We start from the raw sequence: 16,199 nt of genomic DNA on the forward strand, positions 1-16,199 counted from the left end.
TCCCGCAGAGCGGGTGAGGGGGTTACAGCTCTGGCGCTGCGGAGGAAACCCCCTCCGTCCTTTCGGGACACCTCCCCCTGAAGGGGAGGATCGACGCTAGTCTTCGACGTTCAGCGGCTGCTCGTAGGCGGCCATGGTCGCCATGTGCAGGATGCGGGACACCGACGAGGACAGCGGACAGATCTGAACCGCATGGCTCATGCCCAGCAGGATCGGGCCGAGCACGGTCGCGCCGCCGATCGACTGGATGAGCTGGGTGGAGATCGCCGCCGAGTGAATGGCCGGCATGATCAGCACGTTCGCCGGCCCGGAGAGGCGCATGAAGGGGTAGTTCACGCGCCGGGCGGGATCGAGCGCCAGGGCCGGCGGCATCTCGCCTTCGTATTCGAAGTCGATGTCCGGCATCATGTCGAGCATCGCCACTGCGTCGCGGACCTTTTCCGACCGCAGGCCCATCGGGTTGCCGAAGGTCGAGTAGCTCATGAAAGCCACGCGCGGCGTGTAGCCCAGGGCGCGGACCGCACGAGCCGCCTCGCGGGCGATCTCCACCAGGTCCTCGGCTTCCGGCATCTCCGTGACGTTGGTGTCGGCGATGAACAGGGTCCGGCCGCGGGCCAGGACGACGCTCATGCCCATGACGCGGCCGTCCGGAGTGGGGTCGATCACCCGCAGCACTTCCTCCAGCACCTGGTCGAAGGAACGCGTCACGCCGGTGACCATGCCGTCCGCATAGCCCAGGGCCACCATGGAGGCGGCGAAGGAGTTGCGGTCCTGATTGATCAGGCGCTGGACGTCGCGGCGCAGGTAGCCTTCCCGCTGCAGGCGCTCGTAGAGGCGATCCACGAACTCCGGATTGCGATCCGACTTGCGGGCGTTGACGATCTCGATCTTCACGTCGGCGGGGTCGAGGCCGACGGCGCGCATGTTCTGCTCGACCAGCTCCTCGCGGCCGCACAGAACGGCATCGCCCAATCCCGCCGTCTGGAAGGCGTAGGCGGCGCGGATGACGCTGGGCTCCTCGCCTTCGGCGAAGACGATCCGCTTCTTGGGCTGGGACAGCACCGCGCCCTGCACCTTCTGCAGGAAGGCCGCGGTGGGATCGAGCCGCTGAGCGAGGATGGCGCGGTAGGCGTCCATGTCCTCGATCGGCTTGCGGGCGACGCCGGTGTCCATGGCCGCCTGGGCCACGAACGGCGGGATGTACCAGATCAGCCGCGGATCGAAGGGCGTCGGGATGATGTACTTGGGCCCGAACTTCAGCTGGGTGCCGTGGTAGGCGGCGGCCACTTCGTCGGGCACGTCCTCGCGGGCGAGCTCGGCCAGCGCCTGGGCGCAGGCGATCTTCATCTCCATGTTCACCCGCCGGGCGCGCACGTCGAGCGCGCCGCGGAAGATGTAGGGGAAGCCCAGGACGTTGTTCACCTGGTTCGGATAGTCGCTCCGGCCGGTGGCGACGATCGCGTCCGGACGCACGGAGTAGACGTCCTCCGGCAGGATCTCGGGATCCGGGTTGGCCATGGCGAAGATGATCGGCTTGTCGTTCATCTTCTGAACCAGCTCGGGCGTCAGGGCGCCCTTCACCGACAGGCCGATGAAGACGTCGGCCCCCTCCAGGGCTTCGGCCAGGGTGCGCTTGTCGGTGTCCACCGCGTGGGCGGACTTCCACTGGTTCATGTCTTCCGAGCGGCCGCGCCACAGCACGCCCGTCCGGTCGACGGCGAGGACGTTCTCGGATGGGACGCCCATGGCCTTGATCAGTTCGAGCGTGGCGATGCCGGCGGCGCCAGGGCCGTTCAGCACCACCTTGACCGTCTTCAGGTCGCGGCCGGTGACGGCGCAGGCGTTGATCAGGCCGGCGGCGCAGATAATCGCCGTGCCGTGCTGGTCATCGTGGAAAACCGGAATGTCGAGGAGCTCCTGCAGCTCCGTCTCGATCCGGAAGCACTCGGGAGAGCGGATGTCCTCGAGGTTGATGCCGCCGTAAGTCAGGCCGATGTTCTTGACGACGGTGATGATCTCGTCGGGATCGGTGGAGGCGACTTCCACGTCGATGGCGTCAACGTCGGCGAAGCGCTTGAAGAGGACGCCTTTGCCTTCCATCACCGGCTTTGAAGCGAGGGCGCCGAGGTTGCCGAGACCCAGGATGGCCGTACCGTTGGAGATCACCGCCACCAGGTTGCCCTTGGAGGTGTAGTCGTAGGCGGCTTCCGGATCCTCGGCGATCTTGAGAACCGGCACCGCCACGCCCGGCGAGTACGCCAGGCTCAGGTCCCGCTGGGTGGCCATCGGCTTCGTCGGCGCGATGGCGATCTTCCCGGGCGTGGGGAACTTGTGGAAGCTGAGCGCTTCCTCATCGGTGAAGGTTCGCTTCTCGGCGTCCGACATGACGGCGGCGGTTCCTCGCGGCGCAGGCTCAAAAAGGGGCTGAACCTATAGAGACGCTATGCGCCGGGAACAACCGCCGCAGGCTTGACGCGAGGGCAATTGTCAGTCGGGCGCGCAGAATAGGTCGACCGCGCCGGCGGCGATCGCATGGAGCTCGGCCTCGCCCGCGCCCGCCCGCGCCCGGATCGCCAAGCTGTGCAAAGAAGCGGACGCCAGGGGCGCAGCCGCCGCGGCCGTCAACCCGGGCGCCAGTTGTCCGACGCCTTGCGCACGGGAGAAGCGCTCGCCGAACAGGCGATCCATCTGCGCAAGGAAGCCTGCGAGGATCTCGCGCGCCGCCGGGTCGTCCACGGACTGGGTCACCGCCGTGCCGATCAGGAAGCAACCCCGCTGACGCGCGTCGCCAGCGCTGTAGGCGCGGATAGCGCCCGCGTAGAGCCGTCCTAGGGTGTCCCGGAGCGGCAGATCCTGAGCAAACAGGCCGCCGATGCTGGCCACAGCTTCGTCGCGCGTACGCTCCAGCGCTGCAGTGTAGAGCGCATGTTTGTCGCCGAACGCGCCATAAAGGCTTGGCCTGTTTAGGCCGGTGGCGGCGGAAAGCTCGTCCAGCGATGTGGCGGCGTAGCCCTGGTTCCAGAACACCGCTCGCGCCTTCTCCAACGCCGCATCGGCGTCGAAGCTGCGGGGACGACCGCGGGGGCGGGGCTCTTTTTGTACCATTTCGCACACAATCCTTGACCGCCGCTATTTTGTGCGGAACGGTACACATATCAACACGGGCACGTTCATGGAACTCTTCTTCTCGCCTCTCGCCTGTTCTCTGGCCAGCCGCATCGCGCTCTACGAAGCCGGCGCGGAGGCGCGCTACAGCCGCGTCGACACCAAGGCCGGACGTACGGAGGACGGCGCCGACTACCTGCGCATCAACCCCAAGGGCCTCGTCCCCGCCCTGAGGACACAAGACGGCGAGGTGCTGACCGAGAACGCCGCGGTGCTGCAGTTCATCGCCGACCACTTCCCCGAGGCCGCCCTGATGCCGAGCGGGTTCGAGCGCTATCGCGCCCAGCAGTGGCTGAGCTTCATCGGGACCGAACTGCACAAGTTCGTCTTTGCGCCCCTGTTCAGCCGCAGGGCCAACGACGAGGCCAAGGCCTTCGCCCGCGCCGCCGCGCCCGAGCGGTTCGCCTACCTGGAAGACCAGCTGGACGGCCGCGAGTACCTGGTCGACACCTTCAGCGTAGCGGACGCCTACCTGGCCGTGGTGCTGAACTGGGCGCAGGCGGTGAACTTCGATCTTTCGCCCTATCCGAACATCCGCGCCTATCATCAACGCGTGTTGGCGCGGCCGGCGGCTGGCCGCGCATTCCAGGAAGAGCTTGCGCTGTACCAGGCCGCCTGAGGCGACGGGGTTGACCCGGCGGGCGGGCTGGCGAGATTAGCGGCCCAGCCTGCCGGGAGTTCTTCCGCTGTCCGACGTCATCAAAATCGCCATCGCCGGCGCCCTCGGCCGCATGGGCCGCGCCATCGCAGCCGTGGTCGAGCAGGACCCAGCCCTGCAACTCGCCGGACGGTTCGACCGGCCGGAAGCGGCTGATCCGATCCTGGGCGAGCGCGAGGCCGCGCTCAACGCGGCCGACGTGGTGATCGACTTTTCGAGCCCGGCGGCGTCGGCCGCCCTGGCGACCCATTGCGCCGAACGCGGCGGGCCGGCCCTGGTGATCGGAACCACCGGCTTCGACGAGGCCCAGATCGCCACGATCAACCGGGCGGCCGAGCGGGTCGCCATCGTGCGGGCCGGCAACTACTCGCTTGGGGTCAACATGCTGATGGGCCTCGTGCGCCAGGCGGCGCGGGCCCTGCCGGCCGAGACTTATGACATCGAAGTGTTCGAGGCCCACCACCGACGCAAGGTCGACGCGCCGTCCGGCACGGCCCTGATGCTTGGGGAAGCGGCGGCGGAGGGCCGTGGCGTTCAGCTGCCGGAGGTGGCCGTGCGCGTGCGCGACGGCATCACCGGCGAGCGCGGCGCAGGGGAGATCGGCTTCTCCGTCCTCCGCGGGGGCGGCATCATCGGCGAGCACAGCGTCTCCTTCGTAGCCGATGAGGAGATCCTGACCCTGTCGCATTCGGCGCGGGACCGCGGCCTGTTCGCGAAGGGCGCCCTGGCGGCCGCCCGGTGGGTGGCTGGTCGCCCCGCAGGCGCCTACGACATGCAGGACGTGCTGGGCTTCGCCCGATAGAGGCGCGGCCCGACGCTAGCTCGCGCCGGTCGAGCCGAAGCCGCCTGCGCCGCGGGCGGTTTCGTCGAGGCTGTCCGTCTCCCGCCAGCTGGCCTGAACGACGGGCGCGATCACCAGCTGGGCAATGCGGTCGCCCCGGCGGATCACGAAGTCCTCTTCACCGAGGTTAATCAGGATGACCTTCACCTCGCCCCGGTAGTCCGCATCAACGGTGCCGGGCGTATTCAGGCAAGTGACCCCCGCCTTGATGGCGAGTCCAGAGCGCGGGCGCACCTGCGCCTCGAAGCCGTTGGGAAGGGCGAAGGCCAGGCCCGTCGGAACGGCGAAACGGGAACCGGGGCGCAAGGTGAGCGGCGCATCGTCCGGCACCGCAGCCCTCAGATCCATGCCGGCCGCCTGGGCGGTCTCGTAGGCCGGCAGAGGCAGGCCCTCGGCATGCGGCAGGCGAACGATGGGGATGGTCGGCGTCACGGGAGATCCTTGCGAGCGGCGGCGGATGGTTCCGCCTATAGCTGCGTCGGACGGCCGGACAAAGCGGCCGGGCCGGCGCGCTCCCGCCGCGCCGGGCCGATCCTGGATTAGAAGGCGTACTGCGAGCGCAGCGTCCAGATCTGCACGTCCTGGCCGACTTGGGCGCCGGCCGGCGGGGTCAGGGCGCCTGCCCCGAACGCCGCCCCGCCCGCGGAAAGGCGGTCCACCTGCACATCTTGGTAGGTCGCGGAGAAGCGCACCGCGGCGTTCGGATACCAGTTCAGGCCGAGGGTGGTGATCTTCTGATCACCCCCGCGGATCGCGCCGGTACGCGGCGCCGTCCCCGCCCCGCCCTCGGCGAAGTTCAGGTCGAGTTCCGACACGCGAAGCCCCAGCTCCCACGCGCCCCAGTCGCCCTTGCGGAAGTCGAACGGTCGATCGATGCGCGGCGCGTCGAAGCTCCCGGAGGCCGCCACATAGCGGCGTGGCTGCCCGGTCAGGGTCCAGGCGCCCTGGACATACCAGCCGGAGAAGTCCGGGCTCGGCAGCGGGCTGGCGCGACGATCGACGCCGATGTCGAAGTACTCCGACTGTACGGTGAAGGCCTTGAATTGGCCGGCCGCCTCCAGGCCCCAGACGCTGGCGCGTTTGGCGTCGATGTTGCCGGTATCCACGAGGCGGACGGTTTCGACGCGGTTCTCAGGCCGCTCGCGCAGACGCACGTTGCGGGTCGCGCCCGGCGCAACGTCCGGACCGCCAGCGGCGGGCTCAAGAACCTGGGTGGTGTTCACCCCCAGGTGCACCAGATAGTCGCTGCCCTTCACCGGCAGAATGGACGCGCGGGCGACCAGGCCCACTTGCTCGTCGAAGCTCTGCTGCCCGACCACGTTGCCGGTCAGCGCCGCCGAAAGGGTCCAACGGTCCCCGTTCGACAGGACAGCCAGGCTGGAGCGGCCGTCGGCGCCGGCGATGCCGCGCACCATCTCGCCCACAGCTGAGCGTTCCGGGAACAGCGCGCCCCAGACGGAGGTCTGGTCGTCCATGCCCGTCGGCGGTGCGAAAGCGCCGACGCGGATTTTGGTGCGGCCGAAGCCGCTGTATTGCAGCCAGGCGGCGTTGATCACGCCGCCGCCTTCCGTGCCCGTGCCGCCGAACTCGTAAAGGAAGGCATAGTCCCAGTCGCTGAACAGTCGCCCTTCCATGCCCACGCGAGCGCGGCGGAAGTTGGCGCCATCGGCGAAGTCGCGGGCGCGATCGGCCTCAGCGGCGTCGCCCACGGAGCCGCGGCGGAAGTCGGCAGCCAACGGACCGGGCGCGTCCTGCGAGAAGCGCGAAGCATCAAGCTGCACGCCGGCCCGGAAGGCGGCGGTAAACTTGCCGTCGGCGCTGGCCAGGGTCGGACGGCCTCCGGCGACGGCCACCTTCGTGCCGCCCAACTCCTTGCGGATCGCCTGGTCGCCGGCCGCGGCCGTGGCCTTCAATTCCTGTACCTGCCGTTCCAGCTCGGAGTTGCGCTGCTCCAGCGCGTCCAGCCGGGCGGTGAGCGCCAGCAGTTGATCCGGAGTCACGGCGATCGTCTGGACCGGTGCTGTAGCCTGAGCTTGAGCGGCGGCTTGCACCTGCGCCTGAGCAGTCGGCGCCGCGAGGCTGAAGAGAGCCCCAGCGGCGGCCCCCGCCAGCTTGGCTCTAAAAAAATGACGCATGCGCTCCCCTTCGCGCGAACGAAGCGTCAGCTTGTGCGTCCGAACAATAGAGAGAAGGTAAACGGCACGGCAGCCAGCATAGAAAAGCGTCACAAAACCAGACGCTTAGATATCAGGATAACCTTGACGGCGACTCGACTAAGACGAACGAAGAAAAGGGCGACAGCAATCAACCGCCTCTACGGCCGCAAGCCTCTGAGCCGCCAGACAAAGATCGGTATGACCGCGTCAGCCTAAGTCTTGCGCGATACGTGCAGCCAGTCGGCGGGCGACTTCCGCCTTGTCCAAACGCTCCCACCGCTCGACGCTTTGCGCTGTGACCACCGAAACGGTGTTGACGTCGCCGCCCATGACACCGCCTTGGCTGACGTCGTTGGCGACGATCCAGTCGCAGCCTTTACGCGCGAGCTTGGCTCGGGCGTGCGCCTCCAGCTCGTTGGTTTCGGCGGCGAACCCAACCACCAGCTTCGGCCGCAGAGGACCCCTGGAAAGCGTTGCAAGGATGTCGGGGTTTTCCACCAGCCGCAGCGCCGGCGGCCCCTCGCCCGTCTTCTTGATCTTCTGGCCTGCCGCCTCGTCCGGCCGCCAGTCAGCGACAGCGGCCACCATCACCGCGACATCGGCGGGCAGCGCCGCCTCGCAGGCGGCCAGCATCTGCCGCGCGGTCTCTACGTTGACGCGGGTGACGCCGGCCGGGGTCTCCAGCGCCGTCGGGCCGCTGACCAAGGTCACTTCCGCGCCGAGGTCGGCGAGCGCACGGGCGATGGCGTAGCCCTGCTTGCCCGAGGAGCGGTTGACGATCAGACGCACCGGGTCGATCGGCTCCGCCGTCGGACCTGCGGTGACCAGGGCGCGCCTACCAGCCAGCGGACGTGCGGCGCTACCGTTCAGCGCCGCGAGTATGGCCGTCAGTATGGCCGGCGGCTCGGCCATGCGTCCGGGGCCAAACTCCCCGCAAGCCATGGCGCCTTCGTCAGGACCGACGAATAGCACGCCGTCCGCCTTCAATCGCTCGAAGTTCCGGACGGTCGCCGGGTGCTGCCACATGCGCACGTTCATGGCGGGCGCCATCAGCACAGGCTTGTCGGTGGCCAGCAGCGTGGTGGACGCCAGGTCGTTGGCCTGGCCTGCTGCGGCGCGCGCCATCAGATCCGCAGTCGCGGGGGCCACCACCACGAGGTCGGCCGAGCGCGACAGTTCGATGTGGCCCATCTCAGCCTCATCCGTGAGGGAGAAGAGCTCGGCGTAGACCTTGTCCTCGGCCAGGGCGGACAGGGACAGCGGCGTCACGAACTCTGATCCGGCTTTGGTGAGGATCGGCCGCACCGCCAGGCCGGCCTTGCGCGCCAGGCGCACCAGCTCCAGCGCCTTGTAGGCCGCAATGCCGCCGCCCACGATGAGGAGAATGCGTTTGTCCAAAGGCGTCGGCCCCTGCTGCAGGTCGCCTGGATGTAGGCGAACAGACGCTCGCCCACAAATGCGCCGCTTGAAGCCAGGACGTGCAGCAATGCGCACTGGCAAGCTGCACGCGAAAGACTCGACAAGGCTGCAAAACTCTGTTCTTTCTTTGTTCTAGCTGAGCCTCTCGAAGGAGAACAGGATGGCTGGGATGAGAATGATGGGCGCGCGCACGGCGTTGGTTCTGGCGCTCGGCGCTTCGGCGCTGGGCGGGCTTGTCGCCTGTGACAACGGCCCGTCTGCGGTGGCGCAGAAGCAGGCCGCTGGAACCCAGATGGCGAGCGAGAGCACGGCGGCCCCTGCCCGGGAGCGCTCTGAAGGCGCGCGCGTCGATCATCGCGAGGACCCGGTCCGCCTGGTGGACGGCAAGCCCGTGTGGGCGGCCAGCCGGCGCTATTCCGCCGACGAGAGCGCCCGCCGCGCCTTCGACCGGAACGGCGAAGCGTTCGGCGCCCGCTCCATGGACCAGTACATCAAGAAGGCGCACGCCTTTGTGGAGCACCCGCCGGCTGGCACCGAGACCCTGACGCGCGCCAACGGCGACATGCTGTTCTATGACGCCAAGGCCAATGTGTTCGCGGTGGCCAACCGCGATGGCGCGCCACGCACCATGTTCAAGCCGGACGAAGGCGCCGCCTATTGGCAGGAGCAGAAGGATCGGGAAGCTCGCCGGCAGACAGCCCGCAGCGAGCGGCGCAGCTCCCGAGACGACGAGGCCTGAGGCTCAGCGCAGCCACAGGCCCAGGAGGAAGGCCGCGCCTGACGCGGCCGCCCCCAGGGCGAACCACAGCACTGGCGGAAAGCGGACTCGGGCCTCGCCGCGAATGTCGACGGGGACCCGCTCCGGCGGCCGTTCCGCAAGGCGGGCGATGTTGCGCAGGGCCTGGGAGGCTTCCTCGGCCAGGCGGCCGACGCGGGTGACTGGCGACAGCTCGCGGGCGATCCAGCGGCGCACCACCGGATCGGCGGCCGCCCAGATGTCGTGCTCCGGGTCGATGCGCCGGGCCACGCCCTCCACCGTCATCATGGTCTTCTGCAGCAGGACGAGCTCGGGCCGCAGTCGCATGTCGAACAAGGCGGTGATCTCGAACAGCTGGATCAGCACCCGGCTCATGGCCACTTCGCTGGCGTTGCGCCCGAACACCGGCTCGCCCACGGCCCGCAACGCCTGGGCGAAGGCCGCCACGTTGTGCTCGCTGGGAACATAGCCCGCGTCGAAGTGGACCTGAGCGACCTGGTTGTAGTCGCGGTTCAGGAAGCCCCAGAGAATCCGCGCGAGGTACTGCCGCTCGGGCGCGCCCAGGCGGCCCACGATCCCGAAGTCGACCGCCGTCAGCTGCGCCGGCGCGGCCGCGAACAGGTTGCCCTCGTGCAGATCGGCGTGGAAGACGCCATGGTCCAGCGCCTGGGCCAGGAAGGCGCGGGTCAGGTTGTCCGCCAGCTGCTTGCGGTCGAGGCCCGGCTGGGTCAGGGCGCCGGCCTCCGACAAGGGATGACCCTCGGCCCACTCCATGGTGAGCACCTGCTTGCCCACCCCGTCCCAGATGACCTTGGGCGCGCGCATGTAGCCGTCCCGGCCCATGACCTCGCCCAGCTCGTCGCCGCCCGCCGCCTCGAGCCTGAGGTCGAGCTCGAGCTCGGTGGCGCGGATCACGGTGGCCGCGAAACCTCGCGGCTCCAGCCGGCGTGAGGCCGGGACCCAGCGATCGATCAGGCGCGCCGCCAGCGACAGCACCTCCGCATCGCGCGCCACGCGGATCGCGATGCCCGGGCGGAGCACCTTCACGGCGACCCTGCGGCCGTCCAGCAGTTGGGCTTCATGCGCCTGGGCCAGGGACGCCGCCGCCACCGGCTGGCCGAAGCTTGCGAACAGGCTCTCGATCGGGCGGCCGAGCGCGCGCTCCACCTCCTGACGGGCGATGTCGTGCGGAAAAGGCGCCAGCCGATCCTTCAGTCGTGAAAGATCTTCGGCGAACTCGGCGCCGAAGATGTCCGCGCGGGTGGACAGCAGCTGACCCAGCTTGATCGCCACGGGGCCGAGCCGTTCAAGGGAGCGCGCCAGCCGCTCGCCCGGCCGGCCGTTGCGCGCCTGCGCGCCTGCCAGCAGCCGCAGGGCGCGGGCCAGAGGCTTCACGGGCCCGTCGTAGAGCGGCTCCAGCTCACGCGGCAGAAGCGCGTCGTTGCGCGCCAACATCCATCCGGCGCCGAGCAGCCGGGTGAGCGCTCCCACCTTAGATGACCCGGCCGGTGTGGAGGGCGGCCACGCCCCCGGTGAAGTTGGTCACATCCACCTTGGAGAAGCCGGCCTCCTCCATCATCACCGCAAAGGTGCGCTGGTCGGGGAAGCGGCGGATGCTTTCCACCAGGTACTGATAGGACTCGCGGTCGTTGGCGACGCGCGCGCCGATCTCGGGGATGACCTTGAACGAGTAGGCGTCGTACGCCTTGCGCAGCACTTCCGTCGTCGGACGCGAGAACTCCAGGCACAGGAACCGGCCGCCCGGTTTCAGCACCCGCCGCGCTTCACGCAGGGCCGCGGAAACGTCGGTGACGTTGCGGATGCCGAAAGCGATCGAATAGGCGTCCGCGCAGCGGTCCGGCAGCGGCAGGGCCTGGGCATCGCCGACGGCCCAGGCGATCTCGGGCTCCGTGCCCTTTTCGCGGCCGGCGGCGATCATCTCGGCATTGTAGTCGACGACGAAGATGCGTGCGTCGGCTCCGCCGCGGCGCAGCTGGGCCCGACGGGTCATCCGGGCGTAGCGGCGGGCCATGTCTCCTGTGCCCCCAGCGCAGTCGATGATGCTCTCGCCCGGCTGCGGATTCAGCCGCGCCGCCGTCGCATCCTTCCAGAGCCGGTGCACCCCGACGCTCATCAGGTCATTCATGAGGTCGTAGCGGCCGGCGACCCGGTCGAACACGCCGCGCACGAGGCCCGGCTTGGCCTGCGGATCGACGTCGCGGAAGCCGAAGGTGGCGGAGGGTCCGGTCATGCGCACGCTCTTAGCCTCCCACCCGCCCCGCTCCAAGGGCTCAGCGCGTCCGCAGCCTTGCCCCTTGGCGCGGCCCTGCGCACGTGCCACCTGAACGGGCATGCCCGAATTACCTGAGGTCGAGACCGTCCGCGGAGGCTTGGCTCCCGTTCTGCAAGGCCAGCGCCTGTCGCGCGTGGAGGCGCGCAGGCCGGACCTGCGCTTTCCCTTCCCGGATAACTTCGTCCAGGTGCTGACCGGCGCGACCATCGTTTCGCTGGAACGACGGGCCAAGTACCTGGTCGCCAAGCTCGACCGGGAGGACACTCTGGTCATGCACCTGGGCATGAGCGGGCGCTTCGAGATCGCCAGGCCGGAAGGGCAGGAGCGGCCGGGGCAGTTCCACTACGCGCCCGATCCCGATCCCAAGCACGCCCACGTGGTGTTCGAGACCGAAGCGGGCGCCCGGGTCACCTATTATGACCCGCGCAGGTTCGGCTACATGGCCCTGATCAACACGGCCCTGCTGGAGCTGCATCCCTGGTTCGCGGAGCTGGGGCCCGAGCCGCTGTCAGCCGACTTCGACGCCGCGCGCCTGAAGGAAGCCTTCGCCGGCCGCAAGCAGGGACCCAAGACCCTGCTGCTGGATCAGAGGATCGTGGCGGGCCTGGGCAACATCTATGTCTGCGAGGCGCTGCACCGCTCGCGCATCTCGCCCTTCAAGCCGGCCGGCGGCATTTCCCGTCCCCGACTGGAGAAGCTGGTGGACGCGATCCGGCAGGTGCTCTCCGAGGCGATCGCCGCTGGCGGCTCCACCTTGCGCGACTACGCCCAGGCCGATGGCGCGCTCGGTTACTTCCAGCACCGCTTCCGCGTCTACGACCGCGAGGGCGAGCCCTGCATGAACGAGGGGTGCGACGGGGTGATCAAGCGAGAGGTCCAAGCAGGCCGATCCACCTTCTTCTGCCCGGTGTGCCAGCGCTGACGGTGGCGGTCGCGTCCAGCCGACCTTAAGTACAGCGGATGTGGAAAGCCGCCCTGGCCGCGCTCGCGGCGCTGTTTGCTGCAAGCCAGGCCCAAGCCCAGCCGCCGGTCTGGGTGGTCCGCGACCATGATTCCGAGCTGGTGCTGTTCGGCTCCGTCCATGTGCTGCCGAAGGGTCTGGCTTGGCGCCCTGCGGTGCTGACGCGGGCCCTGCAGTCGGCGGACGACCTGTGGTTCGAGCTGCCGATCGATCCGGCCACCGAAGCCCAGGCCGCCAAAGCCGCCAGCGCCAAGGGCGTGCTGCCGCCCGGGCAATCCTTGCTCGCCCTGCTTCCCGAAGGCGACGCCGAGCGCCTGCTGAAGGTGGCCAAGACCTACGGCGTCGACCCGGCCGTGCTGGACCGGCTGCAGCCCTGGCTGGCCGAGGTGGCCCTCACCGCCGGAGCCTACCAGAAGGCGGGCGCGGGCGGGGACGACGGGGTTGAGAAAGCCGTGGCCGCGGACGCCCCCGCCACGGCCGCCCGTCGCGCTTTCGAAACGCCCGAGGAACAGATCGCCATCCTGGCTGACACGCCGCGCGCCGAGCAGATCGCCTCCCTGTCTCAGACCCTGCGCGACATGGAGAACAGTCCCGACGAGTTCGCCGACCTTGTTCGCGTCTGGATGAAGGGGGATCTGGCCGCTCTGGATCGCGAAGCCTTGCAGCCCATGCGCGACGCCTCTCCGGGGCTCTTCCGGCGGCTAGTGACCGACCGCAACGTCCGCTGGACCCGCGAGCTCGATGCGCGGCTCAAGGGCAAGGGCCGGACGGTTGTCGTGGTGGGGGTTGGCCACCTGATCGGTCCGGATGGCGTGCCCCAGCGCCTCCGCGCCCTTGGCTACAAGGTCGAGGGGCCGTAAAGCCGCGGAAGCAAAGGGAGCACGCCCATGGCTTTCGAGACCCTCATTGTCGAGACCAACGAGGGCGTCGCCCTCGTCCGCCTGAACCGCCCTCAAGCCCTGAACGCGCTGAACAGCCAGTTGTTGGGCGAGCTCTCGGCGGCGCTGGACGCGGCCGAGGCGGACCCGGAGGTGGGCTGCGTGGTGGTCACCGGATCGGAGAAGGCCTTTGCGGCCGGCGCCGACATCAAGGAGATGGCCGACAAGACCTATGCGGAGATGTTCGCTGCGGACTTCTTCGCCAAGGCCGCGCGCCGCATCGAACAGTTCCGTAAGCCGATCATCGCGGCGGTGAGCGGCTACGCCCTGGGAGGCGGCTGCGAACTGGCCATGTTGTGCGACTTCATCATCGCGTCCGACACGGCGAAGTTCGGCCAGCCGGAGATCAACCTCGGCGTCATGCCGGGCATCGGCGGCACCCAGCGACTGACCCGCTACGTGGGCAAGTCCAAGGCCATGGACATGATGCTGACCGGCCGGATGATGGATGCGGCGGAAGCCGAGCGCTCCGGGCTGGTGTCCCGGATCGTCGCCGCCGACAAGCTGCTGGATGAAGCGCTTGAGGCGGCGCGCAAGATCGCCGCGCAATCGCCGCTGGCGGTGATGATGAACAAGGAGCTGGTGAACACAGCCTACGAAACCACCCTTTCGGCCGGAGTTGCGGTCGAGCGGCGGCTGTTCCACTCCCTGTTCGCCTTCGAGGACCAGAAGGAGGGCATGGCGGCCTTCGTTGAGAAGCGGAAACCCGCCTTCAAGGGCCGCTGAACGACATCTGCTCCGCCCCATTGACCCGGAGGCTCGGCTTGCGTATATCCGCGCCTCCGATTTTCACCGCCCGGTTCGCCCGGGCGCGATCGTTTTTGAAGAGCTGAAGAATGGCCAATACGCCCGGCGCCAAGAAGGCGGTCCGCAAGATCGAACGCCGCACCGAAGTCAACAAGGCGCGCCGCTCGCGCGTCCGCACCTTCCTGCGTCGCTTCGACGAAGCGATCGCCGCGAAGGACGTGGAGAAGGCCAAGGCGGCCTTCATCGAAGCTCAATCCGAGCTGATGCGCGCCGTCACCAAGGGCGTGGTTCACAAGAACACCGGCTCGCGCAAGGTTTCGCGCCTGGCCGCCCAGCTGAAGAAGCTGGCCGTCGCCTAAAGGCTTCCTGCCGGGGGCTCGGAACGTCCGGACCCCCTGCAAAAAGTCTGCTGAGCGATGATCGAAAAGCGCCCCTTCAGGGCGCTTTTTTTCGTGCCTGAAGGTCGGCCGACTGCGACCTCTGCGACCAATCTTCTCAGATTTGAGACGTCGAAAATGACTTTCCCTAGGGCCGTCAGGGGGTCCGCACGAGTCAACCGAAATATCCGAATCAGGCCCCCAAGATTCGGCTTGAACCTCCGGTCCCCCCGATTAGTCTTGGCCCTCTTACAGGCGTCTTCCATCTGATCCCGGATCAAACGGGACGCCGGCGGATCACATGTGTTCGCCGGATAAGAGCTTGTGTGCGTTGATGAATTGGGCCGTGCCAAGGCGTGGGGCCTTGGTGCGAAAGGGCGGGGTAAACGAGAATGACGAGCAGGGGGGCTGCGGGAGCTATGGCTGACGCGCCGGCGGGAGCCGTCTGGACTAAGACGGCCCAGGTTCTCAAGCGGGAGCTTGGCGAGGCGACGTTTGGCTCGTGGCTCGGGCAGGCGGCCCTGCGCGAAACGGCGGATGAGGTCTGCCTCGTCGCCGCCACCGGCGTGGCGCGTGATTGGATCCGCCGCCATGCGTGGCGCCGCATCGGCGAGCTGTGGGCGCAGAACGACCCGCTCGGCCGTCGCCTTGATCTCAAGTCCCGCATGGAAGTGGATTCCGGCAGCGCGCTCGCCCCTCCGCCCGCCGCTCCGCCTGTGGCCGCCAACGGCGTAGGACCGGCCGTGGTCACCCGTCCGGCCGCCCCGGAGGTCTTCGAGATCGAAGTCGACGCCGACACCGTCCCGCCGGTCGCCGCCAAGCAGGGCCGCCTTCAGGGCCTGCAAGAGCGCTTCTCGTTCGAGAGCTTCGTGTCCGGCCCGGCCAACGAATTCGCCTTCGCCGTGGCGCGCCGCGTGGCGTCCTGGGCCGACGGCCACTTTAACCCGGTCGTCTTCCACGGCCCTTACGGCTTCGGGAAAACCCACCTGCTGAACGCCCTGGCCTGGGAGGCCATGAAGGCTCAGCCGCACCGCAAGGTCGTCTATCTGTCGGCCGAGCGCTTCACCTCCACCTTCGTGAAGGCCCTGCAGGACAAGCAGACCGCCGCCTTCAAGGAAGAGCTGCGCAACGCCGACCTGCTGCTGATCGACGACGTGCACTTCGTGGCCGGAAAGCCGACCACCCAGGAAGAACTGTTCCACACCCTGACCGCCCTGGTCGGTGAGGGCCGCCGCGTGGTGATGACCGCCGACCGCTCGCCCACCGAGATCAGCGAGATGGAGCCGCGGCTGCGCTCCCACCTGCAGGCGGGCTTGGTCTGCGGCATCGAGCCTGCCGACCGCGCCCTGCGCCTGGGCATTCTGGAGCGCAAGCTGGCCGTTCTGGCCGGGCAAGGCCGCTTCCATCCGTCGGCGCGTCCGGAAGTGCTGCAGTTCCTCGCCGATCGGTTCACCGATAGCGTGCGGGAGCTGGAAGGCGCCCTGAACACTCTCGTGGCCCGCGTCGGCGCTGACGTGGCCCGCCTGACCCTGGACGAAGCCCAGGCCATCCTGCGTCCGCACCTGTCCTGCAACGAGCGCAAGGTCACCGTGGACATGATCCAGAAGACGGTGGCCGAGCACTATCAGCTCAAGCAGGCCGATCTGATCTCCGAGCGCCGCGCACGCGCCGTGGCCCGCCCGCGCCAGGTCGCCATGTGGCTGGCCAAGCAGATCACCACCCGCTCCCTGCCGGACATCGGTCGCCGCTTCGGCGGCCGCGACCACACCACGGTTCTGCATGCCGTGCGGCGGATCGAGGCGCTGAAGGGCGAGGACGCGGCGATCGCCCGGGATCTGGACGTGCTGCTGCGCAAGCTGCGCGGCTGAGGACGCGCGGACTGGTGTT

Annotated in this window: 15 protein-coding genes; 8 read left to right on the plus strand and 7 right to left on the minus strand. The window is 68.6% G+C overall.

Features of this window, described 5'->3' with window-relative positions; all coding sequences use genetic code 11:
- Nucleotides 1–96 precede the first annotated feature (96 nt).
- Nucleotides 97–2,385 (minus strand): NADP-dependent malic enzyme, encoded by a 2,289-nt coding sequence (locus DJ018_RS04310; RefSeq protein WP_111513634.1) that lies wholly within the window; start codon nt 2,383–2,385, stop codon nt 97–99.
- A gap of 102 nt (nt 2,386–2,487) precedes the next feature.
- Nucleotides 2,488–3,105 (minus strand): TetR/AcrR family transcriptional regulator, encoded by a 618-nt coding sequence (locus DJ018_RS04315; RefSeq protein ID WP_111513635.1) that lies wholly within the window; start codon nt 3,103–3,105, stop codon nt 2,488–2,490.
- 67 nt (nt 3,106–3,172) lie between these two features.
- Between DJ018_RS04315 and DJ018_RS04320 the strand changes: the two genes are divergently transcribed.
- Together DJ018_RS04320 and dapB are read left to right on the plus strand one after the other, a co-directional pair.
- A complete protein-coding gene (locus DJ018_RS04320) occupies nt 3,173–3,784 on the plus strand; it encodes a glutathione binding-like protein (protein WP_111513636.1) in 612 nt (203 codons plus the stop codon).
- 67 nt (nt 3,785–3,851) lie between these two features.
- Nucleotides 3,852–4,625 (plus strand): 4-hydroxy-tetrahydrodipicolinate reductase, encoded by a 774-nt coding sequence (gene dapB, locus DJ018_RS04325; RefSeq protein WP_111513637.1) that lies wholly within the window; start codon nt 3,852–3,854, stop codon nt 4,623–4,625.
- Nucleotides 4,626–4,640: 15 nt separating this feature from the next.
- On the opposite strand, the gene dut is transcribed toward dapB, so the two are convergent.
- The 3 genes from dut to coaBC form a co-directional block, all read right to left on the minus strand.
- Nucleotides 4,641–5,096, minus strand: a complete 456-nt coding sequence (gene dut / locus DJ018_RS04330; protein ID WP_111513638.1) for a dUTP diphosphatase — start codon at nt 5,094–5,096, stop codon at nt 4,641–4,643.
- Nucleotides 5,097–5,203: 107 nt separating this feature from the next.
- On the minus strand, nt 5,204–6,799 hold the full coding sequence (locus tag DJ018_RS04335; protein WP_111513639.1) for a porin: 1,596 nt from the start codon (nt 6,797–6,799) through the stop codon (nt 5,204–5,206).
- 228 nt (nt 6,800–7,027) lie between these two features.
- Nucleotides 7,028–8,218 (minus strand): bifunctional phosphopantothenoylcysteine decarboxylase/phosphopantothenate--cysteine ligase CoaBC, encoded by a 1,191-nt coding sequence (gene coaBC / locus DJ018_RS04340; RefSeq protein WP_111513640.1) that lies wholly within the window; start codon nt 8,216–8,218, stop codon nt 7,028–7,030.
- A gap of 181 nt (nt 8,219–8,399) precedes the next feature.
- Here coaBC and DJ018_RS04345 point away from each other — a divergent pair, with 181 nt between their 5' ends.
- On the plus strand, nt 8,400–8,978 hold the full coding sequence (locus DJ018_RS04345) for a hypothetical protein (RefSeq protein WP_240609452.1): 579 nt from the start codon (nt 8,400–8,402) through the stop codon (nt 8,976–8,978).
- Nucleotides 8,979–8,981: 3 nt separating this feature from the next.
- On the opposite strand, the gene ubiB is transcribed toward DJ018_RS04345, so the two are convergent.
- Both ubiB and DJ018_RS04355 read right to left on the minus strand, forming a co-directional pair.
- On the minus strand, nt 8,982–10,487 hold the full coding sequence (gene ubiB / locus DJ018_RS04350) for a 2-polyprenylphenol 6-hydroxylase (protein WP_276309805.1): 1,506 nt from the start codon (nt 10,485–10,487) through the stop codon (nt 8,982–8,984).
- A gap of 1 nt (nt 10,488) precedes the next feature.
- Nucleotides 10,489–11,247 carry a class I SAM-dependent methyltransferase gene (locus DJ018_RS04355; RefSeq protein ID WP_111513642.1) on the minus strand — a complete coding sequence of 253 codons (759 nt, stop codon included), beginning with the start codon at nt 11,245–11,247 and terminating at the stop codon, nt 10,489–10,491.
- 100 nt (nt 11,248–11,347) lie between these two features.
- Between DJ018_RS04355 and mutM the strand changes: the two genes are divergently transcribed.
- From mutM to dnaA, 5 genes are all read left to right on the plus strand, one after another.
- Nucleotides 11,348–12,211 (plus strand): bifunctional DNA-formamidopyrimidine glycosylase/DNA-(apurinic or apyrimidinic site) lyase, encoded by an 864-nt coding sequence (mutM, locus tag DJ018_RS04360; protein WP_111513643.1) that lies wholly within the window; start codon nt 11,348–11,350, stop codon nt 12,209–12,211.
- A 38-nt stretch (nt 12,212–12,249) separates the two neighbouring features.
- Nucleotides 12,250–13,110, plus strand: coding sequence for a TraB/GumN family protein (locus tag DJ018_RS04365; RefSeq protein WP_111513644.1), 861 nt, complete (start codon nt 12,250–12,252; stop codon nt 13,108–13,110).
- 27 nt (nt 13,111–13,137) lie between these two features.
- A complete protein-coding gene (locus DJ018_RS04370) occupies nt 13,138–13,914 on the plus strand; it encodes an enoyl-CoA hydratase (RefSeq protein ID WP_111513645.1) in 777 nt (258 codons plus the stop codon).
- Nucleotides 13,915–14,024: 110 nt separating this feature from the next.
- On the plus strand, nt 14,025–14,294 hold the full coding sequence (gene rpsT / locus DJ018_RS04375) for a 30S ribosomal protein S20 (protein WP_111513646.1): 270 nt from the start codon (nt 14,025–14,027) through the stop codon (nt 14,292–14,294).
- A gap of 410 nt (nt 14,295–14,704) precedes the next feature.
- The gene (gene dnaA, locus DJ018_RS04380) at nt 14,705–16,180 is read left to right on the plus strand and encodes a chromosomal replication initiator protein DnaA (RefSeq protein ID WP_111513647.1); all 1,476 of its coding nucleotides are present in this window, start codon (nt 14,705–14,707) and stop codon (nt 16,178–16,180) included.
- The last annotated feature ends 19 nt before the right edge of the window (nt 16,181–16,199 follow it).

Origin of the sequence: Phenylobacterium deserti, from assembly GCF_003254705.1 — a bacterium.
GTDB classification, from domain to species: Bacteria; Pseudomonadota; Alphaproteobacteria; order Caulobacterales; family Caulobacteraceae; genus Phenylobacterium; species Phenylobacterium deserti.

What these genes read in the sequence shown, in the direction of transcription:
- DJ018_RS04370 (WP_111513645.1), top strand. Translation starts at nt 13,138, where the DNA reads ATGGCTTTCGAGACCCTCATTGTCGAGACCAACGAGGGCGTCGCCCTC.
- DJ018_RS04335 (WP_111513639.1), bottom strand. Translation starts at nt 6,799, where the DNA reads ATGCGTCATTTTTTTAGAGCCAAGCTGGCGGGGGCCGCCGCTGGGGCT.
- DJ018_RS04345 (WP_240609452.1), top strand. Translation starts at nt 8,400, where the DNA reads ATGGCTGGGATGAGAATGATGGGCGCGCGCACGGCGTTGGTTCTGGCG.
- DJ018_RS04315 (WP_111513635.1), bottom strand. Translation starts at nt 3,105, where the DNA reads ATGGTACAAAAAGAGCCCCGCCCCCGCGGTCGTCCCCGCAGCTTCGAC.
- DJ018_RS04365 (WP_111513644.1), top strand. Translation starts at nt 12,250, where the DNA reads ATGTGGAAAGCCGCCCTGGCCGCGCTCGCGGCGCTGTTTGCTGCAAGC.
- DJ018_RS04355 (WP_111513642.1), bottom strand. Translation starts at nt 11,247, where the DNA reads ATGACCGGACCCTCCGCCACCTTCGGCTTCCGCGACGTCGATCCGCAG.
- mutM (WP_111513643.1), top strand. Translation starts at nt 11,348, where the DNA reads ATGCCCGAATTACCTGAGGTCGAGACCGTCCGCGGAGGCTTGGCTCCC.
- DJ018_RS04320 (WP_111513636.1), top strand. Translation starts at nt 3,173, where the DNA reads ATGGAACTCTTCTTCTCGCCTCTCGCCTGTTCTCTGGCCAGCCGCATC.
- dnaA (WP_111513647.1), top strand. Translation starts at nt 14,705, where the DNA reads ATGACGAGCAGGGGGGCTGCGGGAGCTATGGCTGACGCGCCGGCGGGA.
- DJ018_RS04310 (WP_111513634.1), bottom strand. Translation starts at nt 2,385, where the DNA reads ATGTCGGACGCCGAGAAGCGAACCTTCACCGATGAGGAAGCGCTCAGC.
- rpsT (WP_111513646.1), top strand. Translation starts at nt 14,025, where the DNA reads ATGGCCAATACGCCCGGCGCCAAGAAGGCGGTCCGCAAGATCGAACGC.